We start from the raw sequence: 19,714 nt of genomic DNA on the forward strand, positions 1-19,714 counted from the left end.
GAAGGAATGCGAACGTGCCTGCACGTTCGTCGATTCATCGCCCCCGGTTTTGGTGTAGTTTGGAACGACCCGATTCAGTCTGCTCCTGACGTTCAGACGGGAAAGCCTTACGGCCGCTGATGGCCGGGTCATGCCCCTGAGCTTCTTTCCCATCACCTGCCGTTCGCGATCGGGTTGGAGTCCGATCAGCCGTCCGGCCTGTGGCGACCGCTGAGCAGAGATAGGAATGGCGGCGGATGACCCGAGTGTTGGGTCTGCCCTATTTTCTGTTCAGACAGAGCAACTCTGGTCAATTGCAGAAAGCGTGAGCCGGCAGCGCTGGATTGCGAGCCGAGGCCGCTAGGATTGCAAGCCACTACACCTGGATTGCCAGGGCGAAGAGTGTGTGTTCTGCGCTCGACTTGATCGCGCTGTGGCAGAGTGGCACGTTCCACATTCTATAAACCTTGCGAGTTCGTATTGAGTGATGGCTATGCGCCAGAGTGATCTGATTCCGTTCTTTGCCATCACCTTTCTGATCGCTTGGGGCATCCTCGCGCTTTACGTCTTCGCGTCAGAGCCGATGACCCAAGCGTTCGGCAGTCTTTCGGGCGAGCATCCGCTGTTTTATCTCGCGGTTTACGCACCGGCCATCGCAGCGTTGACCCTGGTCCTGCACCGGCACGGCTTTGCGGGAACGAAGCGCTTTCTATCGAGACTTCTGCTATGGCGGGCGTCTCTATCTTGGTATGTTCTGGTGATTGCGGGCGTGCCGCTGGTGTTCTACGTGGCCGCGCTCATGAAGGACGGCGCCTTGGATACACTGCTCCCGTTTCCAGGAGTACAACCCTATCTGCTGGCACTGCTGCTGATGGCCATCAAAGGGCCGGTCGAGGAGATCGGCTGGCGCGGAGTGGCGCTACCGCTACTGCAACGTCGCATGGCGCCGATCTGGGCGGCGTTGGTGCTGGGCACGATCTGGGGGCTGTGGCATCTTCCGGCCTTCGTACTCAGCGGCATGCCGCAAAGCGCTTGGTCGTTTACCCCGTTCTTTGCCGGTACGATTGCCGTCAGCGTCATCGTGACACCGCTGTTCAACAGCACGCGCGGCAGCATTTTGCTCCCCGCGTTTCTTCACCTGCAATTGATCAATCCGCTGTGGCCAGACGCGCAACCATACGATAACTGGCTGTTCGTGGCGCTTGCGATTGTGGTGGTGGGGCTCAATCGGGAGGCGATGTTCACCCGTCGGGATGCCGTGACCGAGGTACTGCCGAAATAATGGCGGCGCTTTGGGGCAACTGCTTCGTCGCAGTTTCGGTTTGCGCCACGATGGCGCCGGTCGACGTTGCCGGACGATCACAGGCTGAGCTTGACCGAGCGCCGATCGAGGCGGGCTTGCAAGCCGTCGCTCGACCATACTTTGGGGCTGCGACCGCTGACCGGCCGGATGTTGCTGTTGGCGGCGGAAAAACCCGATGGTCGGTCAGTCCGACGACTTGCCGGCGAGCAGTCGCCATGAATGGTCGGTCTACTCGGTCATCAGCCGTAGAAGCCGGGATGCCGTTTAGGATCTCTGTGGGTCGGAGGTTATCGGTCTCGGTCGCACGACGGGGCGGCTGCTGCTCGTCTCAACCGAGCGCGTGAACTGACTATCTTGGCTGTTCATGGTCTCTGCATCACGAAAAATCCATAGCCGTAACTTGCCCAATGGCGACGGTGCATATCGGCCTCTTCTTCTCAGGCCGCATACACGGCTTCGGCCTCGCTGATGCCAGCGTTCTTTTTCTTCAGTGCTTGAATTCGCTCCAGCATGGGCGTGTAGTAATCGTCCCACCACGCACTGGTCGGTAGTTCAAAGCTGTCGATCAGCGCATAGCCACTCTCTGCAGCGAGTTCGCAAATCTCGGTCATTGACCGAATGTCCGGATACACGCGGTTGAGATAGGCGCGAATCTCGGCAGGCGGATCGGCCTCGAACCAGCACATTTCGGTGAAGGCCAGGTAGCCGCCCCGCTTGAGGTATTTGCGAAATTCCTTCAGTCCGCAGGTCAGGCCGATGATGAAGATCGAGCCTTCTGCCCACAGCAGATCGAAGTGCTCTGCGGGGAAAGGCATGTCGATCATCGACAGCTCCTGCGTCTCCACTCTGAGCCCGGCATCAGTCGCGGTCTGATCCAGATGGCGCAAAAGGGGCGGGTGGTTGTCGATGGCGAGTATCTTCGTTTTTAGTTCGCGCGCCAGCGTGAGCGTCTGCAGCCCGCTGCCGCAGCCGATATCCAGCACTACGGGGTTGGCGGGCAGGTGTTCAAGCAGGCTCAAGGCCTTCAGGGTGGCTTCTTCACAGCCGGGTCCCTGACGAGGAAGGCTCTCGAAGAGTTCGAAGAAATAGTGCATCGACATGGTGTTGTTCTCGATGTTGCGGGTCAGCATCCTGACCTGGGTGGCTTCCTTCTCGCTGAGTCCGAGCTTCAGGAGAAAGGCGTGATGGGCCGCCGGTGCGCGGCGTTCGAATTCGGTGTGCCAGTGCTTGAGTGCCGCCGAGTCGAGGCCGCAAGCGTGCTGCAGTTCCAGCCACAGCGTGTGGTCCAGCCCTGCCGTATCCGGCCCCGAGGCGGCTGTTCGCAGCATCCCGGCAATCACGTGCTGCTGTGCCTTCAATGCCGTCATGGCCTGACCGATTTCGCGCAGCCGGCGCTCCAGAATCGGACCCTGTGGTGTGTCGGCGTCCAGCAGCCTGGCAATGTCATCGAGGCTGACTCCGGCTTCGCGGAAAGCGCAAATGCGTGCCAGTCGATCACAGTCGGCCTGTGAATACAGGCGGTAATCGGTCTCGCTGCGACCGGATGGGCGTAGCAGGCCGAGGCGGTCGTAGTACAGCAGGGTCGAGCGCGAGAGACCGAATCGCCTACCCAGTGCAGTGATGCGAAGGTTGTCCATGAGCACAGCGTAAACCGTGAAGCTCTAGACAGGTCAAGCAGGAACTTACCTGTTAGGAATGATGCGAATCCTGGCCGAATTGTTCAAAACACTCCCCGTTGCTACCGGGTAGAGTGCGGGTGTGACGCGCTCCTTATCGAAGCACGATTTTCGGGAAAAGAACCCATGACCATCCGATCCGCCAGCCTGACCATTGTGACCGGCACGTTGTCGCAAACGCGCGCGTTCTACGAGGCGCATTTCGACGCCAAAGCCGTTTTCGATTGCGGTTGGTATGTGGTGTTGCGCCTGGATCCATCCGGCGCGGGGTCGGAACTGTGCCTGATGGTACCCCGCGATGACATGATCACTTTTGCGGGTGGCACGTTCTTCAACCTGCTCGTGGACAACGCGGACGAGGTCCACGCCAGGCTGGTCGATGCCGGCTTGCCCATGGTGATTGCACTGGAGGACCACCCTTGGGGGGATCGCGGCTTTGGTGTCGTCGATCCTTCGGGTGTCGTCGTCTACTGCTATCACCCCATCGACCCCGCACCCGAATTCGAGCCGTACTTCGTGCGTGAGTAGTTACGGAATGCAGAGGAGATCGGGTGCGGTCAGCCTGGGGAGGCTTTGCTCGCGGTCGATGCGAAGCGTCATCGGGGTGCAACCGAACCAGCGTCGTATTTCGCGGCTCATGTGCGCCTGATCGGCAAACCCATGGTCTGCGGCGATCGCGACCAACGGGTGATCGGACTGTGACACCGCCCGCGCGACCTTGCGCGCCCGAATCAGCCCCTGCCAATATCTCGGCGGCGCACCGGTGGCCTGAACCAATTTGCGCCGCAAGCTTCGTCCTCGTGGTGCCGGGGTAGGTATCGGGTCGCCGTGCCGAAGTGCGTTGAAGTAGTCGGCAATCCAGCCCGGTGCCGGACCAGCCGTCGCTTCGATGTGGTGACTGAGCGTCTGCGCAATCTCTTCACCCGCGCAGGCGTCGCCCCACCACTGGTCGAGCAAGGGAAAACAGCGCGTCAAATCCACATCCTGACGAATGCGGTCCGGATCATCCTCGTCCCAAGGAACGGTGATGCCTGGAGCAAGACGAATCCCGACGAAACGGGTTGCGCTCGCACAGACGACACGTCGCGGTGCAGCGTCGAGCCCGCTGCAGATCACCTTCGGGGGCTGGTCCCGAGCGAGGATGGCGATGAGATCCCGGCAGCCGTCGGGCCACACAACGGCGTGCCCGATGGGCCAGTGCGCTTCCCAGGTGCAGAGGATCGGGCTCACCGCGCGCACCGGTAGTGTTCAGAGCCTGCGTCCGAGGCGTTTCTCGACCTGTTTGCGCTCCCAACGTGCGCCGAAAAATGGCGCGAACTCGAATGCCGAGGCGGCCTGGATCAGCAGGGCAAGCCCCCAGCCGAGCGCGGGCCAGATGAACCACCAGTGCTCAGATGAACCGGTCAGGTTGACGATGGCCAGCCCGGTGATCACCACGACATAGAGCGCAAGTTGGAGGTGGAAACGGCGAAGTCTGCGCACCTGGGCAAGGGCGAGCTGTTCGTCCTTGGAGACGGAAGAGGTTGAAGCCTGCATGTCATGCTCCTGCGCCAGAGAGGAGAAGTCGATCTCGAAGACCGACGTCAATGACTTCAAGGATTCCGTGCTCGGTGTCTGACCGTTCTCGATGCGCTGAATCGTTCGCGTGCTCAACCCACTGAGTTCAGCAAGCTGTTGTTGCGACCACCCGCGTTGTAGCCGGAGCTTTTGGACCTGCATGGCTATTCCTTGAAAACACCCCCGAAAGCATCGCCGGAAACGCCTCGATGCACCACGACAGTAGGACGACGGCACCACGACACGGGCGCGACAGCGGCTCCGCACGCCTTGAGGTTGGCTGAAACGAGCCCTGGCGACACCGACAATCTCACGCACGCACTGTTTATCGCAGCCATCGCGTTGGTGAGCGTATCATCATTACCAATGGGAGGGCTCTGGGCCCGCACTACTGTCCGGTCGCTTCATCATGTCAAGAAGAAAGTTTATCGTGGGTGCGTCACTGGGCACCGCAGGCGTTGCAGTTGCAGGGTTCGGGCTTGATTCGCTCATCGCTCGTACCCGTTACCAAGCCTCCGTGGACAGCACCTGGCGGCACGCGACAGGCGAGGCAGGCTCGCATCAGGCCCAAATGCTCGAGCTCGTCCGTTACGCGACGCTCGCGCCTTCGAGTCACAATACGCAGTGCTGGCGTTTCCGGGTCGAGAGCGGCTCGATCTCGATACTCCCCGATTTCCAACGACGCTGCCCGGTCGTCGATCCAGACGACCATCACCTTTTCGTCAGCCTGGGCTGCGCCACGGAGAACCTCGTTCAGGCTGCGGCGGCGAGGGGTTTTCAATCTACGGTAGCCTTCAATTCGGAGGGCGACGAATCCGTGACGATTGCCCTCGATCCAGCGCGCCCGGTTGGGTCGCCCCTGTTCAACGCCATTCCGTTGAGGCAATCGACACGGGGAGCGTTTGATGGCAAACCGCTAACTGCCGAGGACTTGAGACTGCTGGAGGAAGCCGCCTCGGGCAATGGCGTTCGCGTGCAGCTGCTCACCGAGCGCGGTGCAGTCGAGCAGGTGCTCGAATTCGTGATCGCAGGCAATACGGAACAGATGCGGGATGCCGCCTTCGTGCAGGAGCTCAAGGACTGGGTGCGCTTCAATGGTGCTCACGCGGTTCGCACTGGTGATGGGCTGTTCGCGGGATCGTCGGGCAACCCCTCTGTCCCGGTTTGGTTGGGCAAACGGATGTTCGATCTCTTCTTTACCGAAGATGCCGAGAATGACAAATACTCGCGACACGTTCGCAGCGCGGCCGGTATCGCAGTGTTCGTTTCCGAGCGCGATGACAAGGCATCATGGATCGAAGTCGGCCGCGCGTTCCAGCGATTCGCGTTACAGGCCACGCTGCTCGATATTCGGCATGCGCACCTGAATCAACCGGTCGAAGTGGCCTCCATCCGCCCGGCGTTTGCCGGTTTTCTTGGGCTGACCGGCGGCAGGCCCGATCTGGTCGTCCGCTTCGGGCGCGGCCCTTTGATGCCGAGATCGTTGCGGCGCCCGATTGAAACCGTGCTGCTGTAAGCGCACGGACACCCGAGACGAATCGCCCCATGACGTATCTCACCCTCGCCCTGGCAGTGCTCGCGGTCGCGTTGCTCGCCCTCATTGCTCTGCGGGTGCGCGACACGCCCGTGCGGCCTTTGGCCGTTATGTTGCCGAGGCGTTGTTTTGGACGCCGGCCGCATTGCTTCCGGGGCCGGGCATCGCGTGGGAGGTGCTGGGTAAGGATACGGCGCGCGTCACCGTCACGCACAACGGACTGTCACAGAGTGTGGATGTGAGCGTCGACGAAGAGGGGCGGCCTGTCGAGGTACGCTTTCAGCGCTGGACCAACGCCAACGCCGAGCGGACTTATCGGTTGCAGCCGTTTGGCGGTTACCTGTCGGACTTTCGCGAGATCCAAGGCTTTCGCCTGCCCTTCCGTGTCGAGGCTGGCAACCTGTTCGGCACCGACGCGTACTTTCCGTTCTTCAAGGCACGACTCAGGGCGGTACGCTTTCCGTCATGACATCTTTCTTCTCCGCACTTCTCCCAATCCTGGCGATGGTGCTCGTTGCGATCCTGTGGCGCCTTGCCTCCCGACGTCAGAGTCTGCCGTGCCCGGTCTGGCTGCGTTGGCTCGTGGAGTTGGATAACCCATTCACGAAGACCAACCGTGCCGCATTCATCGTCGAGACGCTTGGACTTTCTCCTGGAATGGTCGTCGTGGATGCGGGTTGCGGACCCGGGCGCCTGACCGTGCCACTTGCCCAAAGCGTTGGCCGGGACGGTCGTGTTGTCGCACTCGATATTCAGACCGGCATGCTCGCCAGGGCAAGGCGCAAGACAGAGGCGGCCCACCTAACCAATGTCGAGTTTGTCGAAGCGGGGCTCGGCGACGGAAAGCTCCCGGCCATTCACTTCGATCGCGCGGTCCTGATCACCGTTCTGGGGGAGATCCCCAATCGCACCGATGCCCTGCTCGAATTGTTCAATGTCCTCAAACCTGGCGGCGTTCTAGCGATCGTCGAGGTGATCTTCGACCCGCATTTCCAGACTCGCCGCACCGTCGCCGACCTGGCGACCTCTGTCGGTTTCCGGGAGCATGCGTTCTTCGGCCACAGTCTTGCCTACGTCATGCATTTCAAGAAACCGGATCTGACGAATCAACCGGGTTTGGCGCATAAGCGCCTGGAGGTGACGCCTTGATACGGGCCGCGACTGCTGGGGATGTTGACGCCATGATCGACATTTGGCTAGAGGCGTCGAGGCTCGCTCACTGCTTCATCCCTTATGAGTTCTGGCTGGATCGGGTCGATGACATGAAGTCGATTTATCTTCCCAGCTCGGAGAGCTACGTCTATGTTCGTAACGATGAGATCGTCGGCTTCGTGTCATTGGCGGAAAGTCATCTCGCTGCCCTTTTTGTCCTTCCGTCCGCCGAGGGCCGAGGGTACGGCAGGAGCTTACTCAATCTCGTGAAAGGAAAACGGCAGGCGTTGTCACTTTCCGTATATTCACAGAACCAGCGTGCAGTCGCGTTCTATGAGAAGGCAGGGTTTCGAGCCGTTGAGAGCAGACTGGACGTTCATTCCGGATTTCCGGAACTTGCCATGGAGTGGAATCCGAGTCGCGAATTGTGAACGATCAGTTTGCTATGTCTCTGGTCACTCGGGTGTTAAACGGGTCGCTGACCCCACTGGGTCGGCAGAGCAAGTTCTCCGAGTAGGGGAACTGACGCTCCACTTAACCAAGCGAGTGAGCGACAGCTAACCGGCGCATTGCGGCTGCACAGGCAGTCGATGACGATTGACAGCACCGGCTGAGTTGTGTGAGTTGGTCTTGTGGCATGTTTTCGTATTCAGAAGTCTTTCAGGTGGCTGCTTCCTGGAACCATCGAACGGCGGTAGTTGGCTGGACCGAGGCCTCCAAACCTCCGACGCCCACGGTAGGTTGGCAGACTGATTGCGCTATCGAGGCCGTGCCATATGCACGGCCACAGGTGCAAGTCTGCCGACTGCAAACCCTTAGCTGCTGCGGCGCGCAAGCCCCTCTCAGGGTGTCTGCATGTGCTCAGGTGCGCGGTGCAGGCAGGCGTGCGAGGAGTTCGTCCATGTAGCCATCGAAGAGCGCGTCTGGGTTCTGCTTGAACAGGCGTATGCGTCCGGTGTTGTTCAGCACGAGCACACCAACGATGTGCGCGAACACAGCTGTGGTCTCGGCGATGGCCTCGTCGGCACACAGGCCCGATGCCGTGAGCTGCAACTCGATGGGGCGCAGGGCCGCCATCAACTGTTCGTTGAGCGTCTGGTTCAGCTCGGGCGTCAGCCCTCGGGGCTTGACCCCATTGAACAGGTAGAAGCCGAGGTCCAGCTCCTTCGGGTTATCGCGGTAGAAGGTGTAGAAGGCGCGGGCCTTGGCCCGCAACAGCTCAGCGGGCGCGCCGGAACGCACACCGGCGGCAGCGACAACCGCGTTCAGGCGTTGCAGGGATTCGCCCAGCAGGGCGCCATAGATCTCTTCCAGATTGGCAAAGTAGCTGTAGATGGCGCCTGGGGTATAGCCCGCCCGCTTGGCGATCTCGCGCAAGCTCGCGCCATCCAGGCCGAGCTCGAAGAACGCAGCTCGCGCAGCATCGAGGATCAGCGTGCGGCGCGCCTCATTGAGCGTACGCTCGCGGCGCGCCCGCGGTTCGCCGGGCGTCGTGCGAGCACCAGCTCCTTCGTCATGAGCAATCGTTGACTTGGGCATGACGCAAATTCTACACTGACCTGCGAATTGAACACTGTTCAATTCCATGAACACACAGCCAGAGGAGTCGCCATGTCAGCCATGCCCACCAGCGGTTTGATGGACGGTCAGGAGTATCGGGAGTCTCTGAGGAAGTACAAGCCCACTGTCTATGTCGATGGACAACGGATCGAATCCGTTGTCGATGCCCCTTCCCTGCAGCCTGGGATCAACGCCCTGGCAGTCACCTACGATTTCGCGCACGACCCGGCGCTGGCGCCGTTGATGCTCGCAAAGCAGTCGGTGTCGGGCAAGACGGTCAACCGAATGCTGCACATCAACGAATCGGCCGGCGACCTGCTCAACAAGCTGGAAGCGATCCGCGTGCTGTGCCAGGAAACTGGTTGCGCGCAGCGTTACCTGGCGCACGACGCCCTCAACGGCATCGGCCAGGCCATGGCGAAGCTCGACGACGCCAGAGGTTCGACGGAGTATCGCACCAAGTTCGCCGCCTATCTCCAGCACGTCCAGGATGAGGACCTGACCTTGGGCATCGCGATGACCGACGCCAAGGGCGACCGCAGCAAGCGCCCCAGCCAGCAGTTGAACCAGGACGTCTATGTTCATGTGGTGGAGCGCAACGCCAAGGGCATCGTGATCACCGGCACCAAGGCGATCGTCACCGCCGCACCCTACGTGCATGAGTTCCTGGTCATGCCTTCGCGCAACATGCGCGCCGACGACAAGGATTTCGCGCTGTGCTGTGCCGTGCCGGTCGACGCGCCGGGTGTCACCATCGTCGCCCGGCCGGCCGGACGTCCCGGCGAGAAGCCAGAGCACGGCGCACCGCTCTTTTCCCGCAAGTATGGCCAATCGACCGGTGTGGTGATCTTCGACAAGGTGTTCGTGCCATGGGAACGGGTGTTCCTGGCCGGGGAATGGGAGTTCTCGGGGGACATCACCTACAACTATGCGACCCACCACCGCCACAGCTGCATCGCCGCGCGTGCCGGTTTCGGCGACCTGCTGATCGGTGCCGGAGCGTTGATGTGCGAAGCAAACGGTCTCGACCCGGACAAGAAGGCCAACCTGCGCGACCCGATGGTCGAGCTGATCAAGATCACCGAGGGGTTCTACGCCTGCGGCGTGGCGGCGAGTGTCTATGCGGTACAGGATGCGCACTCGAAGACCTTCATGCCCGAGCCGGTGTATTCGAACATCGGAAAGCTGCTGCTATCGACCCAGATTTACGACATGCACCGGCTCGCACACGAAGTCTCCGGGGGTCTGATCGTCGCCTTGCCCGGGCCCGACGAGGACCACAACCCGGCGACAGCGGCGACGCTCGCGGAGGTCCTGCGCGCCAACCCGGCCATCCCCTACGACAAGCGGATCGAGGTGTCGCGCTTCATCGAGGATCTCACCGCCTCCTATCAGGGCGGTTGGTATTCGCTGATCAGCTTGCATGGTGGTGGCTCGCCTACCGCGCTGAAGCAGGAGATCTGGCGTCACTATCCGGTGGGCAACAAGGTCGAGCTCGTCGAGCGCTTGCTGGATCGCGGCGTGCTGGCCGACGACACGCGGGCGATCAGCAAGAACAAGCAGCCTGGGCGCTGCTGTGACGCCGGGTGCAGTCAGCCGGGCCAGACCTTCATGGTCGATCTGCCGAAAGTGAGTAAGCCCACGTGATCGAAGCTGCCGGCTCCAGGCTTTAAAGCGGAAGAGCGGCAGCGATCGTTGATCATGAGAGCGGCGCTTGGAACGGCGGTCTGATTGTCTCGACGGTCACACGGGCAAGAAACGCGAAATCGCCTGTTTTTCGACTCGAGAGAAGGTCGTGTCGAAGCGGTCGACACGACGACATAGACATCAGCCTGAAGCTGCGAGGTTATCCCTCTGCAGCCCGATGACAAGTGGCGCTTCCGCCATACGCTCTACCAGCACAGTCCGATCAGGCTCTCCTGTCATGCCGGTGTATCAATGCACCCCGGGCCGCATGCCGCACTGCCCGAGCAGTGCCTGCCAGGCGTGGGTGTGACGGGCGACGGCCTGGTCGAAGACCTGCCAGTGGTTGTGCTCGCTGCTTTCATCCAGCACGGCCGCAATAAAGCGGTGGAAGGTATCGCTGGCGCGCCGGTCGCCAAGGACAGCCAGCGCGCCCAACGGGGGGAAAAGTTCGCGGCGCACACGCTGGACGTCGGCGAGATAGGGCTGAACTTCGGCCGCGTAGACCGAGCCGAACATGTTGCGCATGATCTCGGCCTGGCGGTTGGCCCGACCCTGGATGCACAGCGGTCGCTCGCCCAGACGCTGCTCGATCAGGCGGGTGGCGTCGTCCAGCCGGGTGGCCACCAGGATTGCGCTGCGCACGCCCTGCCCGGCCAGTGCATCGTTGAGCCAGCGTTGATAGACGGCGTCGAGTGCCTCCAGATCCTGCTCGAGATCTCCCTCAAGCAAGGCACGGATGCGGTGTTCGAGCAGCTTGTTGTTCTCTACGCTTTCGCTGAGGCGGTTGCGGTCCATGCGCACCGGCAACGGGCCACGGGAGCGGGTGAAGTGGTGTTCGATTTCACGGCTGCCCCATACCGCGTTCCAGGCGGCATCGACGAGTGATTCTCGCTTCAGCGCATTGACTTCGACGAGACGCTCCGCAAGCGCCTCACGCTCGATGATTGCGACGCACTCGTCGGCCGCGAGGATGAAGCGGCGCTCGTAGTCCAGCCGGCTGACCGGGTGTGCGACCCGGCCGAGAGTGGAGTTGCGCTCTCCGACCACGTGCTGGAGTTCGCAGCCATAAAGGCCCAGAAAATCCAGCATGCTGACGCTGATCGGTTCGATCTCGCGCACCCTCTCGCGCATGCGCGGAAACTCGGGCGCGGTGGGCACCGGCGTGAGCTGCGCCTCGACCTCCAGCACCCGGGCGAGCCGGAGGTTGTATTCGTCGAGCATCGACTCGGGCTGTGCGAAAGGATCGCAGCCCGCGAGCACGAACGAAACCACCAGGAGGGCGATGATGCGCATGGCCGTTTTGCTGGACTCAATGTTCGTTCGACGTCACCCCCGCGCCACTGGTTCGCGAGCGCGCCGTAAACGCACAACGGGCCGCAAGGGCCCGTTGTCGGCGTGCGTGCGGCAGAACGCTTACTCGAGGCTCTCCATACGGATGCGGGTGACCGCACCCTTGACCACCGGCAAGGCCTCGATGAGCTTGATCGCTGCATTCGCGTTGCGCTCGACGGTGCGGTGGGTGAGCATGATGATGTCGGTGTGGGACTCGCCCTCCTCCGCTTCCTTTTGCAGCAGGGCCTCGATGGAGATCTCGCTGTCGGCGAGGATGCGGGTGATGTCGGCGAGCACTCCGGGCTTGTCCTCGACGCGCATGCGCAGGTAGTACGAGGTGATGACGTCCTCGATCGGCAGCACGCGCAGGTCGCGCACCTGATCCGGCTGGAAGGCCAGATGCGGGACGCGATGCTCCGGGTCGGCGGTGTGCAGGCGGGTGACGTCGACCAGATCGGCGATGACCGCGCTGGCCGTCGGCTCGGCGCCGGCACCCTTGCCGTAGTACAGCGTAGAGCCCACTGCGTCGGCCTGCACCTGCACGGCGTTCATCGCGCCCTCGACGCTGGCGATGAGACGCTTCTCCGGCACCAGGGTCGGGTGCACGCGCAGCTCGATCCCCTCCTCGCGCATCCTGGCGATGCCGAGCAGCTTGATGCGGTAGCCGAGTTGCTCGGCGTAGGCGATGTCGGTGGCCTCGAGGCGGGTGATGCCCTCGACGTGAGCGGCGCCGAACTGCATCGGCACGCCGAATGCGATCGCGCTCATGATGGTGACCTTGTGCGCGGCGTCCACCCCCTCGATGTCAAAGGTGGGGTCGGCTTCTGCGTAGCCGAGCGCCTGCGCTTCCTTGAGCACCTCGGCGAAGGGCAGGCCCTTGTCGCGCATCTCGGACAGGATGAAGTTGGTGGTGCCGTTAATGATGCCGGCCAGCCACTCGATGCGGTTGGCGGTGAGGCCCTCGCGCAAGGCCTTGATGATGGGAATACCGCCGGCCACCGCGGCTTCGAAGGCCACCATTACGCCGCGACGTTGCGCGGCCTCGAAGATCTCGTTGCCGTGCATCGCCAGCAAGGCCTTGTTGGCGGTGACCACATGCTTGCCGTTCTCGATGGCATTCAGAACCAGCTCGCGTGCCACGCCATAGCCGCCGATCAGTTCGACGACGATGTCGATTTCGGGGTCGGTGACCACCGAAAAGGCGTCGTCGGTGATCTTCACGCCCTCGCCCGCGACCTTGCGCGCGTGTTCGACGTTCTTGTCGGCCACGGTCACGATGCGAATCGGCCGGCCGGCACGGCGGGTAATCTCTTCCGCGTTGCGCTTGAGAACGTTGAACGTGCCGCCACCAACGGTGCCGATACCGAGAAGACCCACATTGATCGGTTTCATGAATTGAGCTTGCCAGTTAGAGAGTTGCTGAACAACGACCCCGGTGCTCCACCAGGAGTCGCCCTACGTCATCGTGCATGCCATTGAGCACGGCTTCAGGTGCCATGGCGCTTGCGGTATTGCTCGAGGAAGCGCGCAATGCGGCCGATCGCATCGCGCAGATCGTCTTCGTGCGGCAGGAAGACCAGGCGGAAGTGATCTGGCTGGACCCAGTTAAAGCCGGTGCCCTGAACCAGCAACACCCGCTCTGCCTCGAGCAGTTCCAGTATGAACTGCTGATCGTCTTCGATCGGGTAGATCCTGGGATCGAGGCGTGGGAACAGGTAGAGCGTGGCCTGCGGCTTGACGCAGCTGACCCCGGGGATGTCGCTGATGAGCTGCCAGGCGAGATCACGCTGCCGGGTCAGGCGGCCGTCAGGCGCAATCAGTTCGTTGATGCTCTGATAGCCTCCCAAGGCCGTCTGAATAGCCCATTGGCCCGGCACATTCGAACACAGACGCATTGAGGCCAGCATGTTGAGCCCCTCGATGTAGTCGCGCGCATGGCGCTTTTCGCCGGAGACGACCATCCAGCCGGCGCGATAGCCACAGGCACGGTAGTTCTTCGACAGACCGTTCATGGTGACGAAGAGCACGTCATCGGCGAGCGAGGCAATCGAGGTATGGCTGGCCCCGTCGTAGAGCATCTTGTCGTAGATCTCGTCGGCGAACACGATGAGCTGGTTCTGCCGCGCGATCTCGACGAGCTCTTTCAGAAAGCTGTCCGGATACAAGGCCCCGGTCGGGTTGTTCGGGTTGATGATCACGATGGCACGCGTGCTCGGCCCGATCTTGCGACGGATGTCGTCGAGATCCGGTAGCCAGCCGGACTGCTCATCGCAGATGTAATGGCGTGGGTATCCCCCGCCAAGGCTGACGGCCGCGGTCCAAAGCGGGTAGTCGGGTGCCGGCACGAGCACCTCGTCGCCGTTGTTGAGCAATGCCTGCATCGCCATCACGATGAGCTCTGAGGCGCCGTTGCCGAGATAGATATCCTCGATGCCAACCCCGGCAATGTTCTTTTGCTGGGTGTAATGCATCACCGCCTTGCGTGCGGCGAACAACCCTTTGGAGTCCGAGTAGCCCGAAGCGTCGCGCAGGTTGTGAATGACATCGACGACGATTTCTTCCGGCGCCTCAAAACCGAACGGTGCGAGATTGCCGATATTGAGCTTGACCACTCGGTGGCCTTCGTCTTCCATCTGCTTGGCGCGAGCGAGGACCGGACCGCGAATGTCGTAACACACATCCGCGAGCTTGGCGGACTTGCGCACTGCACGCATGGCGACTTCGGCGCATTTGTCGGGCTCGACCACCGTCACCGGCGCGAGCTGCAGCTTGTTGGTCACGCTCATGGCTCATTGTCCTCGTAACACATGTCGCGCCGCAGAACTCGGGCGAACGATGCAAAAGACTATAATGGTAACGGAGTGCTGCGCCTGCAGCAATTTTGGAAAGTGAGCAATCGCTCCCTGCTCAACGATCGCGCCGCACGACACCCCGGACCTCCCGCATGAAGCTCCATCTCGACACCCAAACCAACCTCAATCTGGTTACTGGCTATGGCGCCGGCCACCTCATGATCAACAAAGTACGCCATGACGGCAATCTGATCGTGACGCCGTCGGCCGTATCCGAGGGCTGGGCGGGTTCCGGCTTCGACGGGCTCGTCGCCGAAGACTTCTCGCGCCTGCTGGAGTGGTCGCCCGAAGTCGTTCTAGTTGGCACCGGCAGCCGGCTGCGCTTTCCGCCGCACGCCCTGCTCCGCCCGCTGATCGATGCAGGTATCGGCTTCGAGATCATGGACTTGCCGGCCGCCTGCCGCACCTACAATGTGCTCGCAGGCGAAGGGCGCGCGGTATTGGCCGCGCTGATGTTCGACTGAGCCCTCGCTCACCAGAACACCCAGAACAGAAACAAGCCGAGAACGACCCGGTAGATCACGTACGGCAACATACCGGTGCGCGACAAGAGGCGGATGAAGAAGGCGATGCAGTAGTACGCACTGATGCCGGCAACCGCCGCGCCCAGCAGCGTCATCGTCCAGTCGATGTCACCCGGCTCGCGGACGATGTCTCGCGCGATCAACACGTTGGCTGCGATCAGCGTCGGAATCGACAGCAGAAAGGAAAAACGCGCTGCCGCCTCCCGGGTCAGGCCCAACATCAGCCCCGCGGTGATCGTGATACCGGAGCGCGAGGTACCCGGAATGAGCGCGATGGCCTGCGCGACACCAACGAACAGCGCCGTGCGCCAACCGATGGTGTCTTCAGTACGCACCTTCCGCCCCGTAACGTCCGCCCACCACAGGGCGAGGCCGAAGACGATTGCCGTCGTCGCGATCACCAGCGGACTGCGCAGCACGGTCTCGATGTAGGACTTTGCGAACAAACCCGCGAGCACCACCGGGATCGTGCCGAGTACCACCGCCCAGGCAAGTCGCGCATCGCTGTTCCATTGCCCCCGAAAAGATCCCAGGCCGGCCAACGTCATTCGCAGCAATTCATGGCGAAAATACACGATGACCGCAACCAGCGATCCAAGATGGACCGCCACATCGAAAGCCAGCCCTTGGTCAGGCCAGTCGGTGAGTACCGGCACCAGAATGAGGTGTGCGGAACTCGAGATCGGCAGGAATTCGGTGATGCCCTGAACCAGGGCGAGAAAAACCGTTTGAAAGAAATCCACGGGATTGGTGTCCGGAAAGCCTCGGCCAAAGCCGGTGATGATAGCCCATCGACTTGTGCAACGCAGCAGCAATGCCATGCACACCCCGTGCGCGCGTCGGATCGCATTGGCCACCTGATTGTCAAAGCAACGACAACTCCGTTACGCTGCAAACGCATCCGCAAACATCGGCAGGCAATGGTCCGGCGGACCCGCCCTTTCAGCCAAGGAGACAGAATGAACGACAATACCCGTGCCCCGGCTCCCGATTTCATCCTGCCGGCGACGAGCGGCACGACGGTCGAACTCTCGGCCCTGCGCGGCGCCAAGGTGGTGCTGTTCTTCTACCCAAAAGACAACACGCCCGGCTGCACCAACGAGACTGCCGCCTTCCGTGACCACCATGCAGCCTTCACGGCCGCCGGCTGCGTCGTGTTCGGCATCTCGCGCGACGGAATGAAGTCGCACGAGAACTTCAAGACCAAGCTCGGCGTGCCCTTCGAGCTCATCTCGGACGCCGATGAAGTCGCCTGCGAAGCCTTCGGCGTCATGAAGATGAAAAACATGTATGGCAAACAGGTTCGGGGAATCGAACGCAGCACCTTCGTCATCGACGCCGAGGGCCGAATCGCACGTGAATGGCGCGGCGTGAAGGTGCCGGGCCACGCCGAGGAAGTGCTCGCCTTCGTGCAATCCCTCTGAGAAGCCGCGAACCCTACCGGAGCCAGTTCATGCCCAAGCGCAAGCCCCGCACCTACGACAACAAGCTCTTCGTGCTCGACACCAACGTCCTGATGCACGACCCGACCAGCCTCTTCCGCTTCGAGGAGCATGATCTTTTCGTGCCGATCATGACGCTCGAGGAGCTGGACTCGAACAAGAAGGGCATGTCCGAGGTCGCCCGGAACGCACGTCAGGCGAGCCGGATGATGGACGAGATCGTGTCCTCCGCCACCGAGGACCTGAAAGACGGCATCCCCTTGCATGAGCCATCCCGGGGCATGGCGAGTGGCAAGCTGTTTCTCCAGGCCGAAGCGATCAGGTATGAGCTGCCGGAGGCACTGCCCACGGTCAAGGGCGACAATCAGATCCTGGCAGTGGTCATGCACCTCGCCCAGCGCTATCCCGGCCGCGAGGTGATTCTCGTATCCAAGGACATCAACATGCGCATCAAGGCGCGTGCACTGGGTCTCGAGGCACAGGACTACTTCAACGACAAGGTGCTCGAGGACAGCGACCTGCTGTACACCGGCTCCCGGGAGTTGCCGGCCGACTTCTGGGACAAGCACGCGAAAGGCATGGAGTCATGGAAGGAGGAAGGGCACACCTTTTATCGCATCGAAGGCGGTATCTGCAGCGACCTTCTGCTTAACGAGTTCCTGTACCAGGACGCCCCGACACCGCTTGAAGTCTGGGTCAAGGAGAAGGAAGGCAAGCGCGTACTGCTCGAGACACTGACCGATTTCGGTCATGCGAAGAACAGCGTCTGGGGAATCACGACGCGCAATCGTGAACAGAACTTCGCGATGAATCTCCTGATGAACCCGCAGATCGACTTCGTCACCCTGCTTGGGCAGGCCGGCACCGGCAAGACGCTGCTCACACTCGCTGCCGCGCTGACCCAGGTGCTCGAGACCAAGCGCTACTCGGAGATCATCATGACCCGGGTCACCGTGCCGGTCGGCGAAGACATCGGTTTTCTGCCAGGCACCGAAGAGGAGAAGATGGCTCCGTGGATGGGCGCGCTGGAGGACAACCTCGACGTACTCAATGGCACCACCGGTGAAGGCGGCGAATGGGGCCGCGCGGCGACTCGCGACCTGATCCGCTCGCGCATAAAGATCAAGAGCCTGAACTTCATGCGCGGGCGAACGTTCATCAACAAGTTCCTCATCATTGACGAAGCGCAGAACCTCACACCAAAGCAGATGAAAACGCTGGTGACCCGTGCAGGCCCCGGTACCAAGGTGGTCTGTCTGGGCAATATCGCACAGATCGACACGCCCTATCTCACCGAGGGCAGCTCCGGACTGACATTCGTCGTAGACCGCTTCAAAGGCTGGGCGCACTCCGGCCACATCACCCTGCAGCGCGGCGAGCGCTCACGCCTGGCGGACCACGCAGCAGAGGTGCTCTGAAACCTGTTCTCCGCCACCATGGCAAATGGGCACAGGAGCTAATCGCACGTCATTCTCAAAGGTGGATGACGTGCGGTCACGAGGACTGACGACTGCGGCGTTATAATAAGATTTTAACGCTGGTACCGGACCACATCATGCCCGCCACAGCACCGGAACTGCTTACCGGCGCAAGCTCTGATTTCCTCAAACGGTTCGCGCCGTTCAACCAGATGGAACCTGAGGCGCTGACCTTCCTGGCCGAGCGGGTGCACCTTGCCTATCATCTCGCGGGCAGCGCCGTACTCAGTCCCGCCATGGGCACGCCGGAGCATTTCTTCATCATCCAGCGCGGCAAGGTTCAGTCGCGTCCGGCGACCTCAACACCGGGGCTGGAGCTGGCGACAATGGCTCTCGGGCCGGGCGAATGCTTTCCGATCAGCGCGATTTCGGCACAGCGTGCCTCGACGAATCATTACATTGCGCTCGAGGACAGCTTCATCTTCCAGCTACCGGCCGATGACTTCCATGCGCTGATGCGGATGAGCCCGGTCTTTCACCTCTTCTGCACGCAGTACATCGCCAGCCTGCTCAACCAGTCGCGCCAGCAACTGCAAACGGCGTTCTCTCAGCGAGCCGCCGAACAGCAGACGATGGCAGCGACGCTGTCCGAACTCATCAAGCAGGAACCCATTCACGTCCAGCCGGAAATGTCAGCGCGCGCTGCGCTGGAGATCATGGCTCAGCATCGCCTGGGATGCCTGGTCGTAGTCGATGACGCCACCCGGCCACTCGGCGTACTCACCCAGAGCGACCTTTTGCCGCGCGTTATCCTGCCGGGTTTCGATCTCGAAAAGCCCATCGTCGAGCTGATGACCGCAGGCCCTCACACGCTGAGCGCGACGGCGTCGGCATACGAGGCGGTACTCGAGATGACCACCCATGGCGTTCGCCATCTGCTGGTGGTCGATAGTCATGGCAGCCTGAGAGGTGTGGTGTCCGAACGAGACCTGTTCGCACTGCAACGTGTCAGCCTTCGACAGGTCAGGGCGAATATCGAGAGCGCGGCGGACCCTGAAGCATTCCACGTCGCCAGCGACGACATCCGCCAGCTTGCTTTGAATCTCGTCGCTCAAGGCATCGGTTCCGAACAGCTCACACAGTTTATTTCCGCACTGAACGACGCGCTGACACGCAGAATCATCCGGCTCGAAGTCGAACGCCACGACTTGCAGGGTGTTGACCTGGCCTGGCTGGCTTTCGGCTCCGAGGGGCGACACGAGCAGACACTATCCACCGACCAGGATAATGGCCTGATCTTCGTCTGCGACGACGCCAGCGCGCGCGAACCCCTGCGACAACGGTTGCTCGCTTTCGCCGGCTGCGTGAACAAGACACTCGCCGCCTGCGGTTTTCCGTTATGCAAAGGCAACATCATGGCAAGCAACCCGGAGCTTTGCCTGACGCCACGTGAATGGCAATCTCGCTTCGATAGCTGGATAGGCGAACCCGATCCTCAGGCACTGCTCAACGCCTCCATCTTTTTTGACTTCCGGGTCATCCTTGGCAACGAACGTCTTGGCGACAGACTGCGCGCCTGGCTGAACAAGACCACCAGCCGTAATCCGGCATTCCTTCGGATGATGGCCGGCAACGCGATCAGCGTCGGACCACCACTCGGCCGCATCCGTGATTTCGTGCTTGATGACGACGGCACGAT

At 61.6% G+C, this 19,714-nt stretch carries 19 protein-coding genes; 11 read left to right on the forward strand and 8 right to left on the reverse strand.

The annotated features are described in order from the left end of the window. The first annotated feature begins 472 nt into the window (after window positions 1-472). Window positions 473-1,261, forward strand: coding sequence for a type II CAAX endopeptidase family protein (locus tag GPA21_RS12525; RefSeq protein WP_168988488.1), 789 nt, complete (start codon window positions 473-475; stop codon window positions 1,259-1,261). A 458-nt stretch (window positions 1,262-1,719) separates the two neighbouring features. On the opposite strand, the gene GPA21_RS12530 is transcribed toward GPA21_RS12525, so the two are convergent. Further along, complete coding sequence (locus tag GPA21_RS12530) at window positions 1,720-2,919, reverse strand: MerR family transcriptional regulator (RefSeq protein ID WP_168988489.1); 1,200 nt, start codon at window positions 2,917-2,919, stop codon at window positions 1,720-1,722. Window positions 2,920-3,084: 165 nt separating this feature from the next. On the opposite strand from GPA21_RS12530, the gene GPA21_RS12535 reads away from it, so the two are divergent. Beyond that, window positions 3,085-3,486, forward strand: a complete 402-nt coding sequence (locus tag GPA21_RS12535) for a VOC family protein (protein ID WP_168988490.1) — start codon at window positions 3,085-3,087, stop codon at window positions 3,484-3,486. On the opposite strand, the gene GPA21_RS21275 is transcribed toward GPA21_RS12535, so the two are convergent. Further along, on the reverse strand, window positions 3,487-4,188 hold the full coding sequence (locus tag GPA21_RS21275; RefSeq protein ID WP_168988491.1) for a helix-turn-helix domain-containing protein: 702 nt from the start codon (window positions 4,186-4,188) through the stop codon (window positions 3,487-3,489). An 18-nt stretch (window positions 4,189-4,206) separates the two neighbouring features. Further along, window positions 4,207-4,677, reverse strand: a complete 471-nt coding sequence (locus GPA21_RS12545) for a helix-turn-helix domain-containing protein (RefSeq protein WP_168988492.1) — start codon at window positions 4,675-4,677, stop codon at window positions 4,207-4,209. Window positions 4,678-5,086: 409 nt separating this feature from the next. Here GPA21_RS12545 and GPA21_RS12550 point away from each other — a divergent pair, with 409 nt between their 5' ends. From GPA21_RS12550 to GPA21_RS12565, 4 genes are read left to right on the forward strand one after another with little or no spacing between them, the layout of a single operon-like run. Continuing rightward, a complete protein-coding gene (locus tag GPA21_RS12550) occupies window positions 5,087-6,031 on the forward strand; it encodes an Acg family FMN-binding oxidoreductase (RefSeq protein ID WP_246261936.1) in 945 nt (314 codons plus the stop codon). After that, window positions 6,012-6,518, forward strand: coding sequence for a DUF6544 family protein (locus GPA21_RS21280; protein ID WP_339379900.1), 507 nt, complete (start codon window positions 6,012-6,014; stop codon window positions 6,516-6,518). The genes GPA21_RS12550 and GPA21_RS21280 overlap by 20 nt, the downstream gene beginning before the upstream one ends. Beyond that, window positions 6,515-7,198: a class I SAM-dependent methyltransferase gene (locus GPA21_RS12560; RefSeq protein WP_168988494.1), complete on the forward strand. Its 684-nt coding sequence runs from the start codon at window positions 6,515-6,517 to the stop codon at window positions 7,196-7,198. Before GPA21_RS21280 ends, GPA21_RS12560 begins: the two co-directional genes overlap by 4 nt. A gap of 32 nt (window positions 7,199-7,230) precedes the next feature. Then, a complete protein-coding gene (locus tag GPA21_RS12565; protein WP_168988495.1) occupies window positions 7,231-7,632 on the forward strand; it encodes a GNAT family N-acetyltransferase in 402 nt (133 codons plus the stop codon). A 430-nt stretch (window positions 7,633-8,062) separates the two neighbouring features. Here the strand turns inward: GPA21_RS12565 and GPA21_RS12570 are convergent, their stop codons facing one another. Continuing rightward, window positions 8,063-8,740: a TetR/AcrR family transcriptional regulator gene (locus tag GPA21_RS12570; RefSeq protein WP_168988496.1), complete on the reverse strand. Its 678-nt coding sequence runs from the start codon at window positions 8,738-8,740 to the stop codon at window positions 8,063-8,065. A 72-nt stretch (window positions 8,741-8,812) separates the two neighbouring features. Here GPA21_RS12570 and GPA21_RS12575 point away from each other — a divergent pair, with 72 nt between their 5' ends. Next, window positions 8,813-10,408 (forward strand): 4-hydroxyphenylacetate 3-hydroxylase family protein, encoded by a 1,596-nt coding sequence (locus GPA21_RS12575; protein ID WP_168988497.1) that lies wholly within the window; start codon window positions 8,813-8,815, stop codon window positions 10,406-10,408. A gap of 288 nt (window positions 10,409-10,696) precedes the next feature. Here GPA21_RS12575 and GPA21_RS12580 read toward each other — a convergent pair whose 3' ends face one another. From GPA21_RS12580 to GPA21_RS12590, 3 genes are all read right to left on the reverse strand, one after another. After that, window positions 10,697-11,740: a DUF3080 family protein gene (locus GPA21_RS12580; protein WP_168988498.1), complete on the reverse strand. Its 1,044-nt coding sequence runs from the start codon at window positions 11,738-11,740 to the stop codon at window positions 10,697-10,699. Between the two features lie 120 nt (window positions 11,741-11,860). Further along, window positions 11,861-13,171: a homoserine dehydrogenase gene (locus GPA21_RS12585; RefSeq protein WP_168988499.1), complete on the reverse strand. Its 1,311-nt coding sequence runs from the start codon at window positions 13,169-13,171 to the stop codon at window positions 11,861-11,863. 95 nt (window positions 13,172-13,266) lie between these two features. Next, entirely contained in the window at window positions 13,267-14,565 is a 1,299-nt protein-coding gene (locus GPA21_RS12590; RefSeq protein WP_422614209.1) for a pyridoxal phosphate-dependent aminotransferase, read from the reverse strand. Between the two features lie 158 nt (window positions 14,566-14,723). On the opposite strand from GPA21_RS12590, the gene GPA21_RS12595 reads away from it, so the two are divergent. After that, entirely contained in the window at window positions 14,724-15,095 is a 372-nt protein-coding gene (locus tag GPA21_RS12595; protein WP_168988500.1) for an Mth938-like domain-containing protein, read from the forward strand. Window positions 15,096-15,103: 8 nt separating this feature from the next. Here GPA21_RS12595 and GPA21_RS12600 read toward each other — a convergent pair whose 3' ends face one another. After that, a complete protein-coding gene (locus GPA21_RS12600; protein WP_168988501.1) occupies window positions 15,104-15,898 on the reverse strand; it encodes an undecaprenyl-diphosphate phosphatase in 795 nt (264 codons plus the stop codon). 216 nt (window positions 15,899-16,114) lie between these two features. On the opposite strand from GPA21_RS12600, the gene GPA21_RS12605 reads away from it, so the two are divergent. The 3 genes from GPA21_RS12605 to GPA21_RS12615 all read left to right on the forward strand — a co-directional run. Next, complete coding sequence (locus tag GPA21_RS12605; protein ID WP_168988502.1) at window positions 16,115-16,579, forward strand: peroxiredoxin; 465 nt, start codon at window positions 16,115-16,117, stop codon at window positions 16,577-16,579. A gap of 29 nt (window positions 16,580-16,608) precedes the next feature. Continuing rightward, on the forward strand, window positions 16,609-18,015 hold the full coding sequence (locus GPA21_RS12610) for a PhoH family protein (protein WP_168988503.1): 1,407 nt from the start codon (window positions 16,609-16,611) through the stop codon (window positions 18,013-18,015). 137 nt (window positions 18,016-18,152) lie between these two features. Further along, window positions 18,153-19,714: DUF294 nucleotidyltransferase-like domain-containing protein (locus tag GPA21_RS12615; protein ID WP_168988504.1), on the forward strand; the 1,562-nt coding region annotated here is incomplete at its 3' end.

The sequence above is a fragment of the Azoarcus taiwanensis genome (assembly GCF_012910885.1).
GTDB classification, from domain to species: Bacteria; Pseudomonadota; Gammaproteobacteria; order Burkholderiales; family Rhodocyclaceae; genus Azoarcus_F; species Azoarcus_F taiwanensis.